Raw genomic sequence first — 17,656 nt, 5'->3', positions numbered from 1 at the left:
GCTTCCTGCGATGACGGGGCTTCTATTGGGGTCTGAGGCTACACCATAACCTTACAGATATCGTTTGTAAATTCAACAGGGTCCTGAATGGTCAGCCCTTCGATCAGCAGCGCTTGATTATAAAGCAGCTGCGTGTACAGATTGAACTTCTCCTTGTCGCCCTCGAACGTTCTCTTCAAGGATTGGAACACATCGTGGCCCACATTGATCTCGAGCACCTTGTCAGCCTTGATATCGCCGCTGTCTGGCATGGCCTTCAATATTTTTTCCATCTCGATCGAGAGATCGCCTTCAGCGCTTAGACATACCGGATGGCTCTTCAGTCGCTTGGAGGCCTTAACCGCCTTCACCTTGCCGCTAAGCAGCTCCTGCATCGCCTCGAACAGAGCCTTGTTGTCGTTCTCCTCCGACTCTGCCTCTTTCTCTTCGGCATCCTGTTCAATACCGAGGTCTCCGCTGGATACCGATTTGAATTCCTTCTCCTTGTAGTTCATGATCATCTTGATCGCAAACTCGTCGATGTCGTCGGTGAAATACAAGATTTCATAACCCTTATCCAGCACCAGCTCGATTTGCGGAAGCTTCTCGATTCGGTCGATGGAATCGCCAGAAGCATAATAAATATACTTCTGATCCTCCGGCATCCGGGCAATGTATTCGTCCAAGCTGACAAGCTTCTTCTCCTTGGAGGAAGTGAAGAGCAGCAGCTCCTGCAGATCGCCTTTGTTCATGCCGTAATCGTTGTACACGCCGAACTTCAGCTGACGGCCGAAGACCTTGTAGAACTTCTCGTAGTTGTCACGGTCGTCCTTAAGCATGGACTGCAGCATGCCTTTAATTTTGTTTTTAATGTTCTTGGCGATCAGCTTCAGCTGACGATCATGCTGCAGCAGCTCGCGGGAGATATTGAGCGACAAATCCTCGGAATCCACCATGCCTTTGACAAAGCTGTAGTAGTCCGGCAGGAGATCCGCGCATTTCTCCATTATCAGAACGCCGTTGGAATACAGCTCCAGGCCCTTGGCGTATTCCTTCGTGTAGTAATCGAAAGGCGCGCTCTCCGGAATGTACAGAATGGCGTTGTAGACAACCGCACCGTCTGCGCTAATATGCTGATGCTTGAGCGGCTTGTCGAAGCCATAACGCTTCTCGCTGTAGAAGGCGATATAATCGTTTTCCGTCAGCTCGTTTTTGTTGCGGCGCCAGATCGGCACCATGCTGTTCAGCGTCTGCTCCTCAACAACCTCTTCCAGCTCCTCGCTGCCTTCCACCGGCTTCTGGCTCTTCATATCCATCTTAATGGGATAACGGATGAAGTCGGAATACTTTTTGATAATAGCCTTCAGACGGTAAGGCTCCAGGAACTCATCATACTGCTCGTCCTCTGTATTCTCCTTGATCTTCATCACGATTTCCGTTCCTACGCTATCCTTCTCCGCAGGTGTAATCGTGTAGCCATCTGCTCCTGTCGAGGTCCAGCGATAGGCCTCTTCGCTTCCCAGCGCCTTGCTTGTCACAATCAATTCGTCAGCAACCATAAACGCGGAATAGAAGCCTACGCCGAATTGACCAATAATGTTGTGGCCATCCTTGGCTTCATTCTCCTTCTTGAAGGCCAGCGAGCCGCTCTTCGCGATAACGCCCAGATTGTTCTCCAGCTCTTCTGCCGTCATGCCGATGCCTGTATCGGCAATCGTCAGTGTCCGGCCCTCTTTGTCCGCGGTTACCTTGATGTAATAATCCTCTTTGTTAAAGACCAGTCCATCATCCGTCAGCGCTTTATAATAAATTTTGTCGATGGCGTCGCTCGCATTGGAGATCAGCTCTCTCAAAAAAATTTCCTTCTGGGTATAGATGGAGTTAATCATCATCTCCAGCAATCGTTTCGATTCCGCTTGGAATTGCTTCTTAGCCATGGACAGGCTCTCCCCTTTGCTTCTTATTTGATCAAAATTTTGTTCAAAATGCCCAAGATGTTAGCACTCCACTCAACTGAGTGCTAACCCTTCTCTTTATATACCATACCTGCAAATTTCATGTCAACCTATCCCATCGGGAAGACGCGGCTGGGCGCATGAGAAAGCAAATAAACGTGCCACAAACGTCTCAATGTGCTGAGAGGGGCGGTTGGGAGCAAATAGACGTGCCAAAAAAAGCCTTGCAGCGGCGACTATAGCGCAACGGCAAGGCTGGTTGGATATACAAAAACAAAATAATGCCTGTAAGCACTATGAGGTTACTCCGCGGGCCTCCAGCACCTGCATAATAACGAATAACCCGCTGATTGCTTTCGGGAAGCCGGTATAAGGCACGCAGTTCATGACGGCCTCAATTAATTCATTCGGCGTTAGCCCCGCGTTAAGTCCGGCATGTACGTGGAAATCCAGTTGACCAAACGCGCCTTGTGTAATGAGAGAGGTAATTGCGACTAGCGCTCGTTGCTTCATATCCAGACCGGGACGCGAATAGATAGAGCCGTATGGAAACTCTACAATTAATTGGGCGAAGTCGGGACTGAACTTGGCTACCTTGTTAATCGTCTGCTCCACGATTTCAGGGCTGACCATTCTCTCCAACATCTCAATCCCCTTGGCGTACGCATTGGAATCCATCAACATACCCTCCCCCAATGAAATTAGTCCATGCTCAGCAATCGTGTCAGAATTGGCGGAATTTCCTGCGGGTCCACCATAACCTCAATGACCGTTGCAACCTTAGACTGAAGCGCTTCATTCACGCCGTTCACAATATCCGCCGTCGTCCAGCAGCGATGGGCCTTCGCACCCATGGATGTCCCGAACCCGCTGGCGTCAAGAGGATGCTCGTAGACCGCTCCTACCGAACGTCCCGTATTGTAGGACATGCCTTTGTCTACCATATCCAGACGACCGTTATTCAGAACGAAGAAGATGACAGGCGCTCCGTGATTCACTGCGGTAGAAATTTCTGTGCCATGCATAAGCAAGCAGCCATCGCCAGTAATACATACAACTGGACGATCAGGACACGCAATCTTCGCGCCAATGGAATAACCGATTGCGGCGCCCATCGCGATAAACACTTCGTCGAAGAAGAAGGTGCCTGGCTCCGGCATATCCAGATGCTGCACCGCGTAGAAGGAGTGACTGCCCGCATCGCTGAACAGCATCGTGTCATCCGGCAGCGCAGCTCGAAGCGCGCGGAACGCATCTCCAGCGGCCAGCATCCGGTCCCGGTTGTTGTCAGCCTGGAAGGCGGCTGGCGGGAGCAGCTCGTATTCCGACTCGCGTCTGCTTGCGCCTGCGGCTCCAATAACCTGCTGGAGATTGGCCTTCAAATCTCCAAGCACGATCTCTGTCGGTACCGCGACCGACTTGCCGGCGAAGGTAATATCATATTCGAATTGAATCATATCCTTCGGCATCATCTTCACTGTGTAGCCCGACAATGACATGTCGCACAGCTTGCTTCCAATAACGACCATCAGATCAATGCCTGATACCATATAATCCATAGCATGCTTGGAGCCGCCCAGTCCGTAGCCGCCCAGATACAAGGGATGGCTTGTGGAGACAGCGCTTTTGCCCCCTGGCGCCGTAACAATGGGAATACGCCAATGCTCGGCAATGGTGCGGATTTCTTCGAACGCCTCCGCCATAATGGCGCCCTTGCCCAGGAAGAGGACAGGACGCTCTGCTCCATTCAGCAGCTCCACCACGCGGTCGACGTCACGAGCTATTACCGGGGAAGCGTAGGTCGGCAGCGGAATATGGAATTCCTCGATTTCCTCCATGAGCACGTCGAACGGGATACAGAGATGAACAGGACCCTTCTCGCCCAAATAAGCTTTCTCAATTGCGTGCCGCAAATAAAGCGGAAGCAGGTCTCCCCTCTCAATCCTTGCGCTGAACGACGTGACCGGCTCGAACATCTTCACGAGATCGGTGCAGAACGGGCTGGAGTCCTGGCTCAAGGCGCGCCCCGTGTCGGACATGGAAGGCTGGCCGGTAATAAAGAGTACAGGGAGCTGGAACTCTCTGGCTTGTCCTGCAGCGGTAATCAGATTGGTGCCGCCTGGGCCCGAGGTGCCTATCGCAACGCCGATTCCCTTGGATCCCAGCGCAAAACCCGATGCTTCAAAGCCGCAGCCCGTCTCATGACGGCCGAGCACATATTGAATTTCCTGATGATCAAGCTCCAGCATGAGGGGGGAGATCGATTTGCCCGGAATGCCGAAGACATGAGAAACTCCCCAGCTCTTGAAATGATCAACGATTATGGAATAAACCTTCTTCTTCATTCATTGTCTCCTTGGAAAATGGATTGCCTATTGGCTTAGTAACAACTGCTCAATCTCTTCTGCGGGCAGCGGCTTGTAGTAGTAGTAGCCCTGCACCTCGCGGCACTTCAGCCGCTTCAAGTAAGTGAGCTGTTCCTCAGTCTCCACGCCTTCTGCGATAACGTCGATCCCTAAGTTGTATGCCATGGCGATAATGGTAGAGACAATATCGGCGTCAATCGAATCGGTCATAATATCCCGAATAAAGGACTGATCGATCTTGAGCCGGTCAATAGAGAACAGTTTCATGTAATACAGATTGCTGTAGCCCGTACCGAAATCGTCAATGCAGATCGGTATGCCAAGCTTCTTGAATTCACCCAGCACCTCTACAGCGAAATCAACGTCCATCGTCATGGATTCCGTAATTTCAAGCTCCAATAGAGTTGGATCAAGTCCCGTCTCTTTCACGATGTTATGTACGGTCTCGACCAGATTACGTTTGAGAAACTGTCGTGTCGATAAATTCACGGAAATCTTCATAGGCGGAATGCCCTTGGCAATCCATTCCACATTCTGCTGGCAGGCGGTTCTCAGTACCCACTCGCCAATAGGGACAATAAGTCCCGTTTCTTCCGCAATCGGTATAAATTTGCCCGGCGAGACAAGTCCAAGAGTTGGATGATTCCAGCGGATAAGTGCCTCGGTCCCGATAATTCTGCCTGTCTCCACGTCAATCTGCGGCTGGTAATGCAGCAGAAATTCGTTGTTCTGCAGCGCTTTGCGAATGGAGCTCTCCAGCGTCAGCTGCTCAATGCCGATGCTGCTCTTCGCAGCCCGGAAGATCGAATAGTTGTTTTTACCGGTGTCCTTCGCCTGATACATCGCAATGTCGGCATGCTTCATTAATGTCTCCGCGTCTCTGCCGTCCTGTGGATAATACGCGATGCCTATGCTCGCTGTAATGTAGAATTCGTAATCATCCACCACAAACGGAGTTTCGAACGCCTTGATGACGTTTTCCGCAATCTCAATCGCTTCGGTCTGGCTTCTCAGCTCCTTCAGCAAAATCGTAAACTCGTCTCCGCCCATCCGCGAAATAATATGCTTGGAGGATTGAATGCACAGCAGCAGACGTTCAGCTACCAGCTTCAGCAGCAGGTCACCGTTGTTGTGACCCAGATTGTCATTAATTTTCTTGAAGCTATCGAGGTCAAGGAACAGCAAGGCGAACGGATGCTGATCGCCAGCTGAGCCGTCCAGCAGCATATCCAGATGCCGCGCGAAGTAGCGGCGGTTCGGCAGTCCCGTCAAGTCGTCGTGATAAGCGAGATGGTTAATCCGCTTCTCGACCTTGGAGCGCTCCGTAATATCACGGAACTGCGCGAATGCGCCCATAATTCTCTTGTTCTCGTCCAGGATCGGGAAGGCGTCGAACAAGCATACGAGCTTCTCGCCATGATTGCCTTGCTTGATGCTGAGCTCCATATCCTCGTAGACGATCCCCTTGTGAAGCACTTCGCCAATATACTGACTGACCTTCAATTCCGCAATCGACTTATGCAGCACATCCTGCCGTTTCAAATCCGTGATGTACTCCGCGAACCGGTTGTATTCCGTGATGTTGCCGTCCTTGTCCGTAATAATGATCCCATTGCGGGTCGTCTCAATGACAACCTGATTCAGAATATGCAGCCTGCGATTTTGTTTCTTCAGCAGCAGCTCTCTCTCAATAGAGTCGACAACCGTGGAAAGCATGGCCAGCAGAAATGGATTGTGCTGATCATAAGAGGTCATAATCGTAATCGTGCCCAGCAGATTGCTCACATCCGTATATTGGAACGGAACGGAATAACAGGCGCTTCCCTCTAGAAAATGGAAGTAATGATCCCTTCCAATCAGCTGGAATGCTTCTCGATGATCCAGCGCCAGATTAATACTATTCGTACCCGCTTCCTCTTCGTCGAAGATCAAGCCAACGCCAATTCCCGACTGGCTTATGATATTCTTGATCGTCTCGTCCCCCGCCATTTCCAGAACACAGCCCTTCTCGTCCGTAATGAGAATGAGAAGCGGCAGTCCCTTCATGAGCTCCAGCATCTTATGAATGAAGAAATTAATAACGGACAAAATCTCCTCGTATTCCTCACGCTTCGCGCTGAGCTCGGCTTCACTGTAAAACTGGGTAAACGTCGGGACGTCCTCCGGCTTGATTCCTCGTTGCGAGCATCTATCCTTCGACTGCTCAATCCAGACCTCGTTATTCATCGTGATCCTCATTTCTACTTGTCAATCTCTGTGAGTAGGAACTTCTGACTGTGTTCAAAACAAGCTGCTTCGCAAGGCGCATAGCTGACCTGGGCATAGCGGCACAACTGAAAAGTTTGTATTATATCTAGTCTACTCTAGCGCGGAATATCCTTCAACAAAAAAATGCCATTTTTCGATGGTATTAGACGTAAAACATTTTTCCAAGGGGGCAAGTCCCCGTATATTATGATACGATGGAACAATACGAACAATAAGGAATATTGGAGCCCGATGCCAATGGAATCCCGGTTAACCATGTACCTCACCCTGATTGTCACTTCCGGCGTAATCAGTGTTCTGCTCTGTATGTTTGCGGTTTACAAAAGGAAGGATCTCCCGGATGCGCGCAATCTCATCCTGTTAACGGCGCTTCAATCCATATATATTTTTGGATTCGGCTTCGAGCTTGCCAGCGACAGCCTGGCCGAGATCAAGCGCTGGATTATTGTCGAATATCTCGGCATAGCGTTTGCTCCCGTCATAGGCCTGATGCTGGTCCTTCGCTATATGGGCAAGTCTCTCCCCCGCTGGGCAGTTTGGGCTATGTTCACAATTCCCGTCACGACGCTGGCGCTGGTCATCACGAACGACAGCCATCATTTATTTTATAAAGATATCTATTTGCGGGAAAGCTCGCCTACGCCAATGGCCGATGTCGTTGTCGGTCAATGGTACCTTATTCACGGAGCCTTTACATTCGGCTGCCTGCTCGCCGGGGGCATTCTGCTGATCAGGCAATGGCGGAAGACAAATAAGGCTTATCGCAAGCAGCTGCTCACGCTTATATGCGGGCAATTCCTTCCTATGACAGCCTCCTTCATCTATCTAATGGGAGTAACGCCGGACGGTATGGACATTGTTCCCTTCGTGCTGTGCGTCACTTCAGCCATGTACCTATGGGCGCTTATGTCCGCTCAGATGTTAAGAATCTCTCCCATTGCCAAGGAACGCTTATTCGAGAGCATGGGCGAGGGCGTTCTCGTGCTTGATTTGTCAGAGCGGCTGATTGATTACAATGCTGCGGCAGGCCGGATGCTGCCCGCGCTGGGTCCCGGCTTGGTGGGACTGACGCTGGACTCCGTATGGAAGCGTCTGGCAGGCACAGAATTCCCGCTGGAGCGCAGCATTGAAGGCGTTCAGGGCCATCTGCGCTGGAGCTCGGGCGAGCATATGGCGGAATACGAGATTCGCTCCTCGCTCATAACGAGACAGGGCGGAGTCGCGGTGGGCAGCCTGCTAATGCTGATTGATGTGACGGAGCAGCGCATGCTGCAGGAGCAGCTGAAGCAAATGGCCTACTACGATTCCTTGACCGGCCTGCTGAACCGCGCCCGCTTCGTCTCGCAGTCACGGGCCATGCTGGAGGAGCATGCCGTGGATCACGCCTCAGCAGCGGTTATTCTGTTCGACATCGACCACTTCAAACGCTTTAATGACACATACGGCCATGATGTCGGGGACGCTGTGCTCATGCATGTTGCAACCGTCTGCCGAGAAGTCGTTGGGCCCGATTGCTTGCTGGGGAGGTACGGCGGGGAAGAATTTGTGATTGCCATACCGGGGTCCGGTATCCATGACGCTTATGCGCTTGCGAATGAATTAAGGAGTGCGCTGGAGGAGAGGCCGCTTGCAGTGGATGCTGAAAGCTTGACCGTTACTGCAAGCTTTGGTGTTGCGGCAACCTCCGCCGGCGGTGGAGTCAGTCTGGAATGGCTGCTGCGGCAGGCAGACGAGGCGCTGTACGAGGCGAAGCGGCAAGGCAGGAATCGGGTAAGCATGCCGGAGGGGTATTTGCTGGAAAGGGGCTAAATGAGCTGAACCCCGCGTAAAGCACAAAGTCGTCCGACTAATACCAAATGTTGGACTCAACTTCACGTGCAATAAGCTGCCCGTTGTTCACGGGCAGCTTGACCGAGGTTGCATATAGCGTCTGAGTTAATGCGCGTACCTGGCAATAATCTGGTCAAGCACAGCAGCCACATGCTGAGGCCCGCGCTGAACGTCATCTCCGGAGATAGATACGCGGACAAACGATTCGTCCATATCCATTGCTTCGGCGAACATCCCGAACAGGCTTGTCGCCTTGCGGTCAATCTGCAGCAGCAGCTCCAGAGCTGCGCCGTGATTGCGCAAGAATACCAGCTCCAGCTCATCGAGACGGCCGCGGTATGAGCCGGAGTAAGGAATAAATTCGAACTCCTGCACAAATGGCGAATAAGAGTCCCCTAGCTTCGGAGCGTATACGGTTTCCGCCGACTTCATACGGAAGCCCAGCGCTTCAATAGCCTCCAGCACAGCGCTCTGCGCGTAGGTCGGCATGACCTCGATATAATCGTTGTCTGTGGGGTCCATCGCAGCGCGAATATCGGCCGTCGTCTTGATCCAGACCGGCGTGCGGCCGATCGACAGGGGTGTATTTGGCGCCAGCTGGAAAACAAAGCCGATTTCCTTAAGCTCATTCGCCTTCACATCCAGCGGAGGGGACACGCGCACTCTGCCCAGCTCTACGTTCTGCTTCATCTTGGAATCGTTAACTTCCTTGACGTAATAAGTCATGACAGATAGATCGATGCCTTCGATTCGCTGGTTGACGGAACCCCCTTGAATACGAACAGCACCTCGGATTTCTTCTCCAGGACAATAGTTAGGCTTCTCAAGCATGGTGTCTACCTTAGCGGCTCCAATTCCCACACTAGCCATCATACGATTAAAAAATGACATGCCATCTCTCCTTCGATTGATTAAGTATGGATGAAGACATGCCGGAGCGGCTCCGGCACTCTTATCATAACAAACTTTTACGAAGAAGAAGACGAATAGGTAGCAAACCATCCATTTTTCCGCTTATATCAGCCCCGCTTCCAGCTCCTCCAGCTTCTCGCAAATTTCATTGTGCCAGACCATATCCCCTTGCTCATAGGCAAGAAACGCAAGCGATTTCAGAGAATCCAGCTTGCGCACCAGCTCCAGATTAACGGACAGGCAGTGAACAAGCTCCTGCCTCTCCATCAGCGACAATCTTTCGTAGCTCCCTCCCGTCAGCTTAGCCTTCAAGGCCAGCTCAGCCAGACGTCGATGAACCGCGTGAATCGCAACCATACACGCCACCCTTTCCTACTTACCTGATCTTGTATTACTCAGGATTGCCCGTCCGGCGGCGTTCATTCATGAATCTAGTATTTTTTTTGGAAGGATAGCCTGAGAGATCACGAATTGATTACCATCTAACAAAATGATTATCTCCGCTGCGCGAACGTTCGCTGTACGCGTGGTTTGGCAACTTATAACAGGATGATTATTGCCGCACCGAAGTTCATTAGGCTATATCTAGGGATGCAGGAACATATTGGAACGAAAGGAGAGGAAGCACCGGACTCGCCATGCAAGCTATGATGTAAAGCTCGTCGAAGAATCCATTCTAAGGAGGAATTACTAATGGCACCCCGCACAAAATTGAAAGCGCTCGCTTCTATCGTTGCCGCATCATCTATCGCAGGACTTCTCGTCTTCCAGCAAGCTTATGCCGCCAGTCTATTCTCCGATAATTTCAATGATGGCCAGGCCGATGGATGGTCCACGCAAAACGGCTCTTGGTCCGTCGTGACTGACAGCGGCTCGCCCGTCTATTATCAGTCAAGCACCAGTGAAGGGCGCGCCTCGACAGGCAGCTCCTCGTGGACGAACTATAGCGTCGAAGCCCGTGTAAAGGTAGACAACTGGAACGGCTCGAACCGAGTTTACGTGGCCGGCCGTTATCAGGACGGGAACAATTTCTATGCCGCATCCCTCTACAATAGCACCGGCGGTAAGCTGGAGATCCGCAAGAAGGTTGGCGGGTCCAGCACGACGCTCGCCACCAAAGACTACACGTTGTCCACCGGCACCTGGTACACCGTCAAGCTGGAGCTGAACGGCTCTACGCTGAACATGTACGTGAATGGACAGCTGCAGCTTACTGCAAGCGACTCCAGTCTATCCTCGGGCGGCATTGGGCTCGTCGCTTACAAAACCGTCACCAAATTTGATGATGTCTCGGTTTCTGATTCAGCGGGTTCCCCGTCCGCTACGCCGACGCCTACAGCTTCGCCGACGCCTACGACTACGCCTGCGCCGACGCCTGCTCCATCCCCTACACCAGCGCCGACGTCAACGCCTCCCGTAACCGGGGCGATTTATGCCGCTCCGAATGGCTCAGACAGCAATCCCGGCACGCTGAGCAGCCCGACAACGCTGACCGCAGCGCTAACCAGAGTAGCGCCTGGCGGTACCATCTATCTGCGAGGCGGCACTTACTCCTTCTCCAGTCAAGTCACCATCGAGCGGACGAACAATGGATCAAGCAGCGCGAAGAAGCATATTCAGCCTTACGGCTCTGAGAAGCCAATTCTGGACTTCTCCTCTCAGCCGTATAACGCCTCCAATGTGTCGCAGAACGCCCGCGGCATTCAGCTGAACGGCAGCTATTGGGTCATCAAAGGCTTGGAAATCAAGGGAGCCGCAGATAACGGCATCTTCATCGGCGGAAGCTACAACCGGCTCGAGAATCTTGACGTACACCATAATAAGGATACCGGCGTGCAGCTGGGACGATACGCCTCTACGGCTGCCAAGAGTGAATGGCCTAGCCATAATTTGGTGTTGAATACGTATTCCCACGACAACTTCGATCCCGACAATGGAGAAGACGCCGACGGCTTCGCCGCGAAGCTGACCACCGGGGATGGCAACGTCTTCGATGGCTGCATCGCGGCCTATAACACGGACGATGGCTGGGATCTGTATACCAAGACGGACACCGGCGCAATTGGCCCCGTCACAATTCTGAACAGCATTGCGCATCACAACGGCCAGACCTCCTCCGGCAGCACGACAAGCAACAGCGATGGCAACGGCTTCAAGCTGGGCGGCGAGAACATTCCCGTTCATCATATCGTTCAGAACTCCATCGCCTACCAGAACAAGAAGCATGGCTTTACCTTCAACAGCAACCCTGGCTCAATCACAATGACGAACAATACGTCGTACAATAATGGCCAAAGCAACTTCGCGTTCGACAACGGGACCCATCAGTTCAAGAACAATCTTTCCTACAAGGGCGGCTCCAGCGACAAGACCAGCGGAACCGACGTAGCCGGAAGCAATGTCTGGTGGAAGAACAACAAGAGTTCGAATGCTGGCGGCCTGCTGGCTTCGGATGCCGACTTCGTCAGCTTGACGCCATATCTTGTGCGGAACTCGGATGGCTCACCGAATCTGGGCAGCTTCCTGAAGCTGGCCTCCGGCAGCGACTTGATCGGCGCAGGAACGCCCTCGGGGACGGATATTGGAGCAAAGGATATTCCATAGAGGAGCTGTTCATTCTCCTCAGCTCCCATGAGAACAGCCCCTCTGCCAATCATGGCGGAGGGGCATTTATTGTGTCACTCTTGGCTACCACTCGAACGTATCCGGATACGAATTCCCGCTTCACTCACCGTCTGAAATCGATAATCATCGCGTACAAGCACAAATACATGATTAGAAAATATACAAGCAGCGTTATCAAGTGAGTAAGCGCGACTTGTGCCCCTGCATGTTTACCTGAATAACCTCTTGCGGCGACAGTGTTGGCATAGAGCGCAGGCAATGCGCCTATGAATGCCGCAATAAAGCTTGATCCAGCTAGATTTCCACTCGCGCTTACGTTCATGGCCTCCAGCAGCCTTACGACGAATATGACAGACACAAGCAATCCCAGCAAGGAGACTGGAATCGAAATCACATATACCCACCACAGCTTCCTATGCGTGATTATATAATGCTTCCAATCAGCCATAGCTTCACCAACTCTTAGTATATTGTGGATGTGTTCGGATACTTCAGCATGGAATCTCCAATAAATAAATCAATAGCGTGCAGTTTTGAGGTCTCATACCCGAACGCATCATCCGGAGTTAGAGGATAGCCGTACTCATCCCTGGCAGTCCATGGCCCAATATCTTTTCCCAGCCTATGGAATAAGAAGCTGGCTCCCAGGCCGTCGGCATCGGTATCCGCTCGATCATAAGCGGTGTAATCCAGCTCGTGTTCACTCGCATGCCCCGCTTCTCGTGGTAATCCGATAGCCCATCCCCATCCGTATCCCTCGTCAAATCAACGGTCTCCGAGGAGGTCTGTTCGAATATGCCGGACAAATCTGAAGCTGTAGTCGCGTGATAATACTTGCCGCCTGTTGCTTCTGCGATATTTTTCAACAAGCTTACATCAATACTGCTGCCCAGTCCAATTGTAAATATTTTGACGCCTTGATTTAAAATTTAATATTTCTCCTGATAGGATAATAGGAAAATCGACAAAAAGGGTTCCCTGACGTTAACGTTAGGGAACCCCTTTTTTTACACTTTGCTATCGTCGACCACCCATACCCATCCCCATACCGCCGCCTCGGGATGCGGTTAGCTCGGTAATCGTTGCGCCATTGACCGTCACATTGCCGCCGTTTAATCCACCCTCGCCATCAAAGTCAAAAGCAGATGAAGCTTCTACCGTTATGATTCCTCCATTAATATAGAGATTGCCATTGGAATCAAATGCGTCCGTATCACCGCTGCCCACCTCTACATGAATGGTTCCGCCATTCACTTCAATCCCTACAGGCGCATCAACCTTCGCCGACGCGTTAATGCCGTCATCCTTCGCATATAACGTGATTTGACCATCATTGATGGTAATATAGTTAGCTTCAATGCCCTCCTGAGACATCTCAATGTTAATTGTGCCTCCATCTATTCGAACGTAGCTGTTGGCGCGGATTGCATCGTCTACAGCGGATATCTGCAAGGTGCCGCCTTCCATGTAGACATATCCCAGAGAAGCATCCTCTTCATTCTCGCTATGCAAGGCATCCTTGCCTGATTGGATGGTGAGGATTCCATCGTGAATCTTGATCGCATCATTGGCCTCCAAGCCGTCGGCAGCGGCTTCAATGGTATATTCGCCTCCAGTAATTCTCAGATCATCCTTGGAAGCAATACCGTTGCCTGTAGGCGCTATAATAGCCAAGCTCCCCGTTCCGTTCAGCGTCAGATCGGCTCTTGAGAAAATAACGGCATCCAGATTACCTTCTCCATCTGCCGTATAGCTGCCCGTCACCTCCATAGAGCTGCTGCTGTCTGTGGTCGTAACAAATACTTTGTCGGCAGCCTTCACATATATAGCCGGCGCATCTACATTCGTTATCGCGACTCCGTCCAGAACCAGCTGGACTTTGGCATCGTCGGCTGCTTCCACCACAACCGTCACATTGGAGACATCGCCGCCAAGCACATAGACCCCTTCCTCCGTGATCCTCACATCCTGACCGCTTTCCAGTTCAATCGAGGCAGCGTTCGCCAGGTCTGCCGTTTGCACGAGATCTCTTTCGCTAAAATAGTCCGAAACCTCGGAGACGGTCGTCCCCGCAGCAACCTCCGATTCCTCCGAACCGACGATCACTTCCGGTGCCGATCCATCTGCTGCTAAACCCTGGTTTGTCGTTACGGTCACGCGTTCCCCTGACTCAGAGCACCCCGCAGCCGCTAAGGTTATCCATAACGCCATCGTAACGGCACCTGCTGTATGTAATGTTTTGGATTTCATCTGAAACACTCCTTATCATATCGGGTTGTTAGTATGCAGTCATCATAAGGTTTGTTTCTTAAATGAATCTGAACAAGGATTTGAACAAAAAGAAGGAGCCCTCACGGGCTCCCTAAATATTATTCATTGATAAGCTCTGCAGCCTTCAGCAATCGTTGCACCAGAGCTGCCGTCTCTGCGCGAGTGAGCTCCTTCTCCGGCATAAGCTCAAAGCCGCCATTCCCCATTGCCAGCTGATGGCGAACCATAGTCGCAGCTGCCGGCTTTGCCCAAGCTGCAATGGTGTCTCGATCCGCGAACATTGCTAAGTTGGACTCTGGATCCTCTGACGAGGTCCACTCTGTAGACAGACCCGCAAGTTTAAAGGCACGAGTCAGAATAACCATAGCTTCCTGCCGTGTAATCGTTTGATCTGGACGGAAGGTTCCATCCTGATACCCTTCAATTAACCCAAACTCCTGGGCTCTTGCAACGGCCCCTGCATAATGCGCCTCATCCTCTACATCCAGGAAATCGGACATTCCATTCGCCTCTGACAAGCCAAGAGCGCGGATGACAATCGCGGCAAAGTCGGCTCGGGTGATAGCAGTATCTGGGGAATAACGCTCCGCGGATACTCCGTTTATAACAAGTCGGGATGCCAAATCCGTCACAACGGATTGCGCCCAGTGACCCTCCAAGTCCTTGAATGACTTGGGACTATATACAAGCGTATACGTGCTGTTCGTCAAGCTATTAATAACAGCGTACGACTTCCCATCACGACTCGTTACGTAAGTCGGCACATGATACGTAGATCCATCGGCATTCAACACAAGGGCGGTCGTTACTTTACCGGCGTCTGTCCCTTCCGGCAACATAATCTCACGCTCTACATACGCGGTAAATTGCTTGACCTCAACGGTCTTCTCCTGGTAGCTGGCGTAAATCTTGAAGTCTACAGGTGCTGTAAGCACCTGAAAGCCGCCCTTCGCCTCGGCTTCATTCATAAGCAGCACTTTCTCTGCATCGCTCATCTCAATCACAATCTGTACTACCATATCCTCTGCCTGCACGCCTTCACCAAGCAGCTCGTTGAGGCGTTCAACTCCGAGCTCCGAAGCAGGAAGTCTATAATTGGCAATTGGCGTCTGAATATCAAGCAGCGCCTGCTTATTCTCCATCGCTTTCACCGCGGCACCGTTTAAATTCGTGGACACCTTATCGAAGGCGCCCGTAACAGGAATGGTTATCGTAGGCTTGCTCCCTTCCTTCGCTAACTGGGCCGCGAGCTTATCTGTGTCCACATGAACCGACAGGCTGGAGCGTCCGTTGGAATTGTGCCTCTCGACTGATGCAATTTGCTCCTGCGGCTGACCGTTCACGATAATCCGGAAGCCATCCTCCTTCGGAGGTGCAGGCACAGTTGGAGGGAGAATGAGCGCTTCACGTGTAATATTTACCGTATAGGTCATCTCAGTTGCCGAATCCTCTGCTGTCACCTTCACTTTCAGCTCGTTTTGTCCGACAGCCAGCCCAACAGGTGCGCTGGTTTGTCCGCTAACGAGCACAGTGTCTCCGTTTAACGTCATTGTATCGTGCAGGTCTGATGAAGCAGTTGCCGTAACTGTCGTATTCTCTACTGCATAACCTACTGTTGCCGTATAAGCCAGCGTATCTGAATCGAAGGCAGGTGACAGCAACACTCCGAATAACTCCAATGCGCTTAATCTCGCTTCTTCGCTCAGCGGTCTCCACTTGGCGTAAAGCGTAACATTCGTGGAACCTAACGTTATCGAAGCACCCGGCGCATAATCTTGACCGCTTCCATCCGCGGCTGTATTCCAGCCCTCGAACACATAACCACTCTTGTACAAAGCTCCTGTATTGCCAGCTACAGCTACCGCTTGTCCTTGGGTGTAAGCCGTGCCGTCAACAGGGACACTTCCTTCCGTATGGCCGTTGCCATTGTAGCTAAGCGTAACCGTAGGCTCCAGTGTTGTCACTTGCGTCATGGTATAAGCTGTTTTGTTGCCGCTGCCATCCTTCACAAGAACGTTGAAATAATAGCTTGTCCCTTGCGTGAGACCTGTAATAGAACTCGTCGCAATATCCTTGGCTGGTGACCCGATTGGAGTTCCATTAATTTCTATATCGGCAACTGTACCAATATTGGGACTGGCCGATTGGTACACCTGATACTCCAGGTTACACGATACAGTGACGTTATCCGAAGCCTTGCTCCAGCTTAGAACGGCTCCGGAATACGTAATAGAAGATGCAGCCAGGTCACCGCTAGTTAAGACGGGCGCAGTGTCGTCACCACTCCCAAGCGAAGTGCCAATACTGGCAAGCTTCGTAACAGGGGAACCCGGAACCAGCCAGATGCGATTCCCATCGAATATGCCTCCCATATAGCTTGGACTTCCACAAACATTCAGGCTGAAGCTCTGAATTTCTCCATTATCCTTATCAATTTTAATAAGCTTGCCGCCTAGTAGTGGAATATACCAAATCGCTTGGCCGTCGAAAGCTCCGCCGAAATACATGCTTGACGTCTTATCAAAGCCGGCTGGCCAACTATTAAACCCCATCATGGATCCATCCATTGTATCGAGACGAACAATTTGATCCGCTAAATATGGTGTCAGCCAAATATACCTACCATCAAATACGCCGCCTATAATGGAGCTTGTAGCTTTGGCAAAGCCCGCAGGCCAGCTGCTATGCGTCGTCATGGATCCATCTGCTGGGTTAATGCTAACGACTTCCGACGCCGAATAAGGAAGAAGCCAGACTCTCTCTCCGTCATACACGGCGCCAATAAATTTGCTGGAGGAAGAGGAGGAAATGGCGCCAGGCAGATCATAAGCAGTCATAGATCCGTCGGATACATCCACACGCACAACCTTTAATGCACCATAAGGCGAAAGCCACAGGTATGTACCATCGAATGCTCCCCCTGCAAATTGTCCAGAACTTTCTGTAGCTCGGGACCCGGCAGGCCATCCATCGAATGAAGTTATCACGTTAGTATCCTTGTTTATTCTAACCAGCTTATTGCTGGAGTGCGGAATGAACCAAACGTGCTGTCCATCGAACACGCTGCCAACAAAATTACCGCTAACATCGTTAGGCAAGCTTATGCTTTCTGTAGTTCCAGTTGAGGTGTCCACCTTCTGTATAGCCACAACACTGCCGTTAAAGCTGGCCATCCATATATAACGACCATCAAACGTCCCTCCCATAGAGGAAAAACCTGCCGGTAATATATCGTACTCCGTTGTCGACAAATTATCCCCGAGCGGGTTCGGTTCAACCTCTGCGCTGTGGCTCATGCCATCACCGTTCGGAATCGTGCTCCTGTCACCATAGACTGGGGGCATGATCGTTGCTGCAAATAGCATTACAAGCATAAAAACTATAAAACTTTTTTTCACTTGATGTCTCAACATAAGTCCACCTTCCTGCTGCACTAGTATGTATGTCTAT

11 protein-coding genes and 2 pseudogenes are annotated in these 17,656 nt (G+C 51.4%); 3 read left to right on the top strand and 10 right to left on the bottom strand.

What is annotated here, in order from left to right:
* Positions 1-38 precede the first annotated feature (38 nt).
* The 4 genes from htpG to AB1S56_RS06195 all read right to left on the bottom strand — a co-directional run bounded on the left by htpG (position 39) and on the right by AB1S56_RS06195 (position 6,526).
* Positions 39-1,916, bottom strand: a complete 1,878-nt coding sequence (gene htpG / locus AB1S56_RS06210; RefSeq protein WP_340873013.1) for a molecular chaperone HtpG — start codon at positions 1,914-1,916, stop codon at positions 39-41.
* 312 nt (positions 1,917-2,228) lie between these two features.
* Positions 2,229-2,612, bottom strand: a complete 384-nt coding sequence (locus AB1S56_RS06205) for a carboxymuconolactone decarboxylase family protein (protein WP_340873012.1) — start codon at positions 2,610-2,612, stop codon at positions 2,229-2,231.
* A gap of 23 nt (positions 2,613-2,635) precedes the next feature.
* Positions 2,636-4,279: a thiamine pyrophosphate-binding protein gene (locus AB1S56_RS06200; protein WP_340873011.1), complete on the bottom strand. Its 1,644-nt coding sequence runs from the start codon at positions 4,277-4,279 to the stop codon at positions 2,636-2,638.
* A gap of 27 nt (positions 4,280-4,306) precedes the next feature.
* Positions 4,307-6,526 carry an EAL domain-containing protein gene (locus tag AB1S56_RS06195; RefSeq protein ID WP_340873010.1) on the bottom strand — a complete coding sequence of 740 codons (2,220 nt, stop codon included), beginning with the start codon at positions 6,524-6,526 and terminating at the stop codon, positions 4,307-4,309.
* 279 nt (positions 6,527-6,805) lie between these two features.
* Between AB1S56_RS06195 and AB1S56_RS06190 the strand changes: the two genes are divergently transcribed.
* Positions 6,806-8,377, top strand: coding sequence for a histidine kinase N-terminal 7TM domain-containing protein (locus AB1S56_RS06190; RefSeq protein ID WP_340873009.1), 1,572 nt, complete (start codon positions 6,806-6,808; stop codon positions 8,375-8,377).
* Between the two features lie 126 nt (positions 8,378-8,503).
* Here the strand turns inward: AB1S56_RS06190 and AB1S56_RS06185 are convergent, their stop codons facing one another.
* Both AB1S56_RS06185 and AB1S56_RS06180 read right to left on the bottom strand, forming a co-directional pair.
* Positions 8,504-9,289: a sporulation protein gene (locus tag AB1S56_RS06185; RefSeq protein WP_340873008.1), complete on the bottom strand. Its 786-nt coding sequence runs from the start codon at positions 9,287-9,289 to the stop codon at positions 8,504-8,506.
* A gap of 123 nt (positions 9,290-9,412) precedes the next feature.
* A complete protein-coding gene (locus AB1S56_RS06180; protein WP_340873007.1) occupies positions 9,413-9,667 on the bottom strand; it encodes a hypothetical protein in 255 nt (84 codons plus the stop codon).
* A gap of 336 nt (positions 9,668-10,003) precedes the next feature.
* Here AB1S56_RS06180 and AB1S56_RS06175 point away from each other — a divergent pair.
* Together AB1S56_RS06175 and AB1S56_RS06170 are read left to right on the top strand one after the other, a co-directional pair.
* Positions 10,004-10,597 (top strand): annotated as a pseudogene (locus AB1S56_RS06175) (LamG-like jellyroll fold domain-containing protein); the annotation flags it as partial.
* A 135-nt stretch (positions 10,598-10,732) separates the two neighbouring features.
* Positions 10,733-11,914 (top strand): annotated as a pseudogene (locus AB1S56_RS06170) (right-handed parallel beta-helix repeat-containing protein); the annotation flags it as partial.
* A gap of 124 nt (positions 11,915-12,038) precedes the next feature.
* Here the strand turns inward: AB1S56_RS06170 and AB1S56_RS06165 are convergent.
* The 4 genes from AB1S56_RS06165 to AB1S56_RS06150 form a co-directional block, all read right to left on the bottom strand.
* Positions 12,039-12,383, bottom strand: coding sequence for a hypothetical protein (locus tag AB1S56_RS06165; protein ID WP_340873006.1), 345 nt, complete (start codon positions 12,381-12,383; stop codon positions 12,039-12,041).
* Between the two features lie 118 nt (positions 12,384-12,501).
* A complete protein-coding gene (locus AB1S56_RS06160; RefSeq protein ID WP_340873005.1) occupies positions 12,502-12,804 on the bottom strand; it encodes a hypothetical protein in 303 nt (100 codons plus the stop codon).
* 148 nt (positions 12,805-12,952) lie between these two features.
* Complete coding sequence (locus AB1S56_RS06155) at positions 12,953-14,185, bottom strand: carbohydrate-binding domain-containing protein (protein ID WP_340873004.1); 1,233 nt, start codon at positions 14,183-14,185, stop codon at positions 12,953-12,955.
* Positions 14,186-14,304: 119 nt separating this feature from the next.
* A complete protein-coding gene (locus AB1S56_RS06150; protein WP_340873003.1) occupies positions 14,305-17,550 on the bottom strand; it encodes an S-layer homology domain-containing protein in 3,246 nt (1,081 codons plus the stop codon).
* Positions 17,551-17,656 lie beyond the last annotated feature (106 nt).

The sequence above is a fragment of the Paenibacillus sp. PL2-23 genome, from assembly GCF_040834005.1.
GTDB lineage: Bacteria > Bacillota > Bacilli > Paenibacillales > Paenibacillaceae > Pristimantibacillus.
Note: the sequence above shows the minus strand (reverse complement) of the source record. Positions and strands in the feature narration are given on the sequence as shown.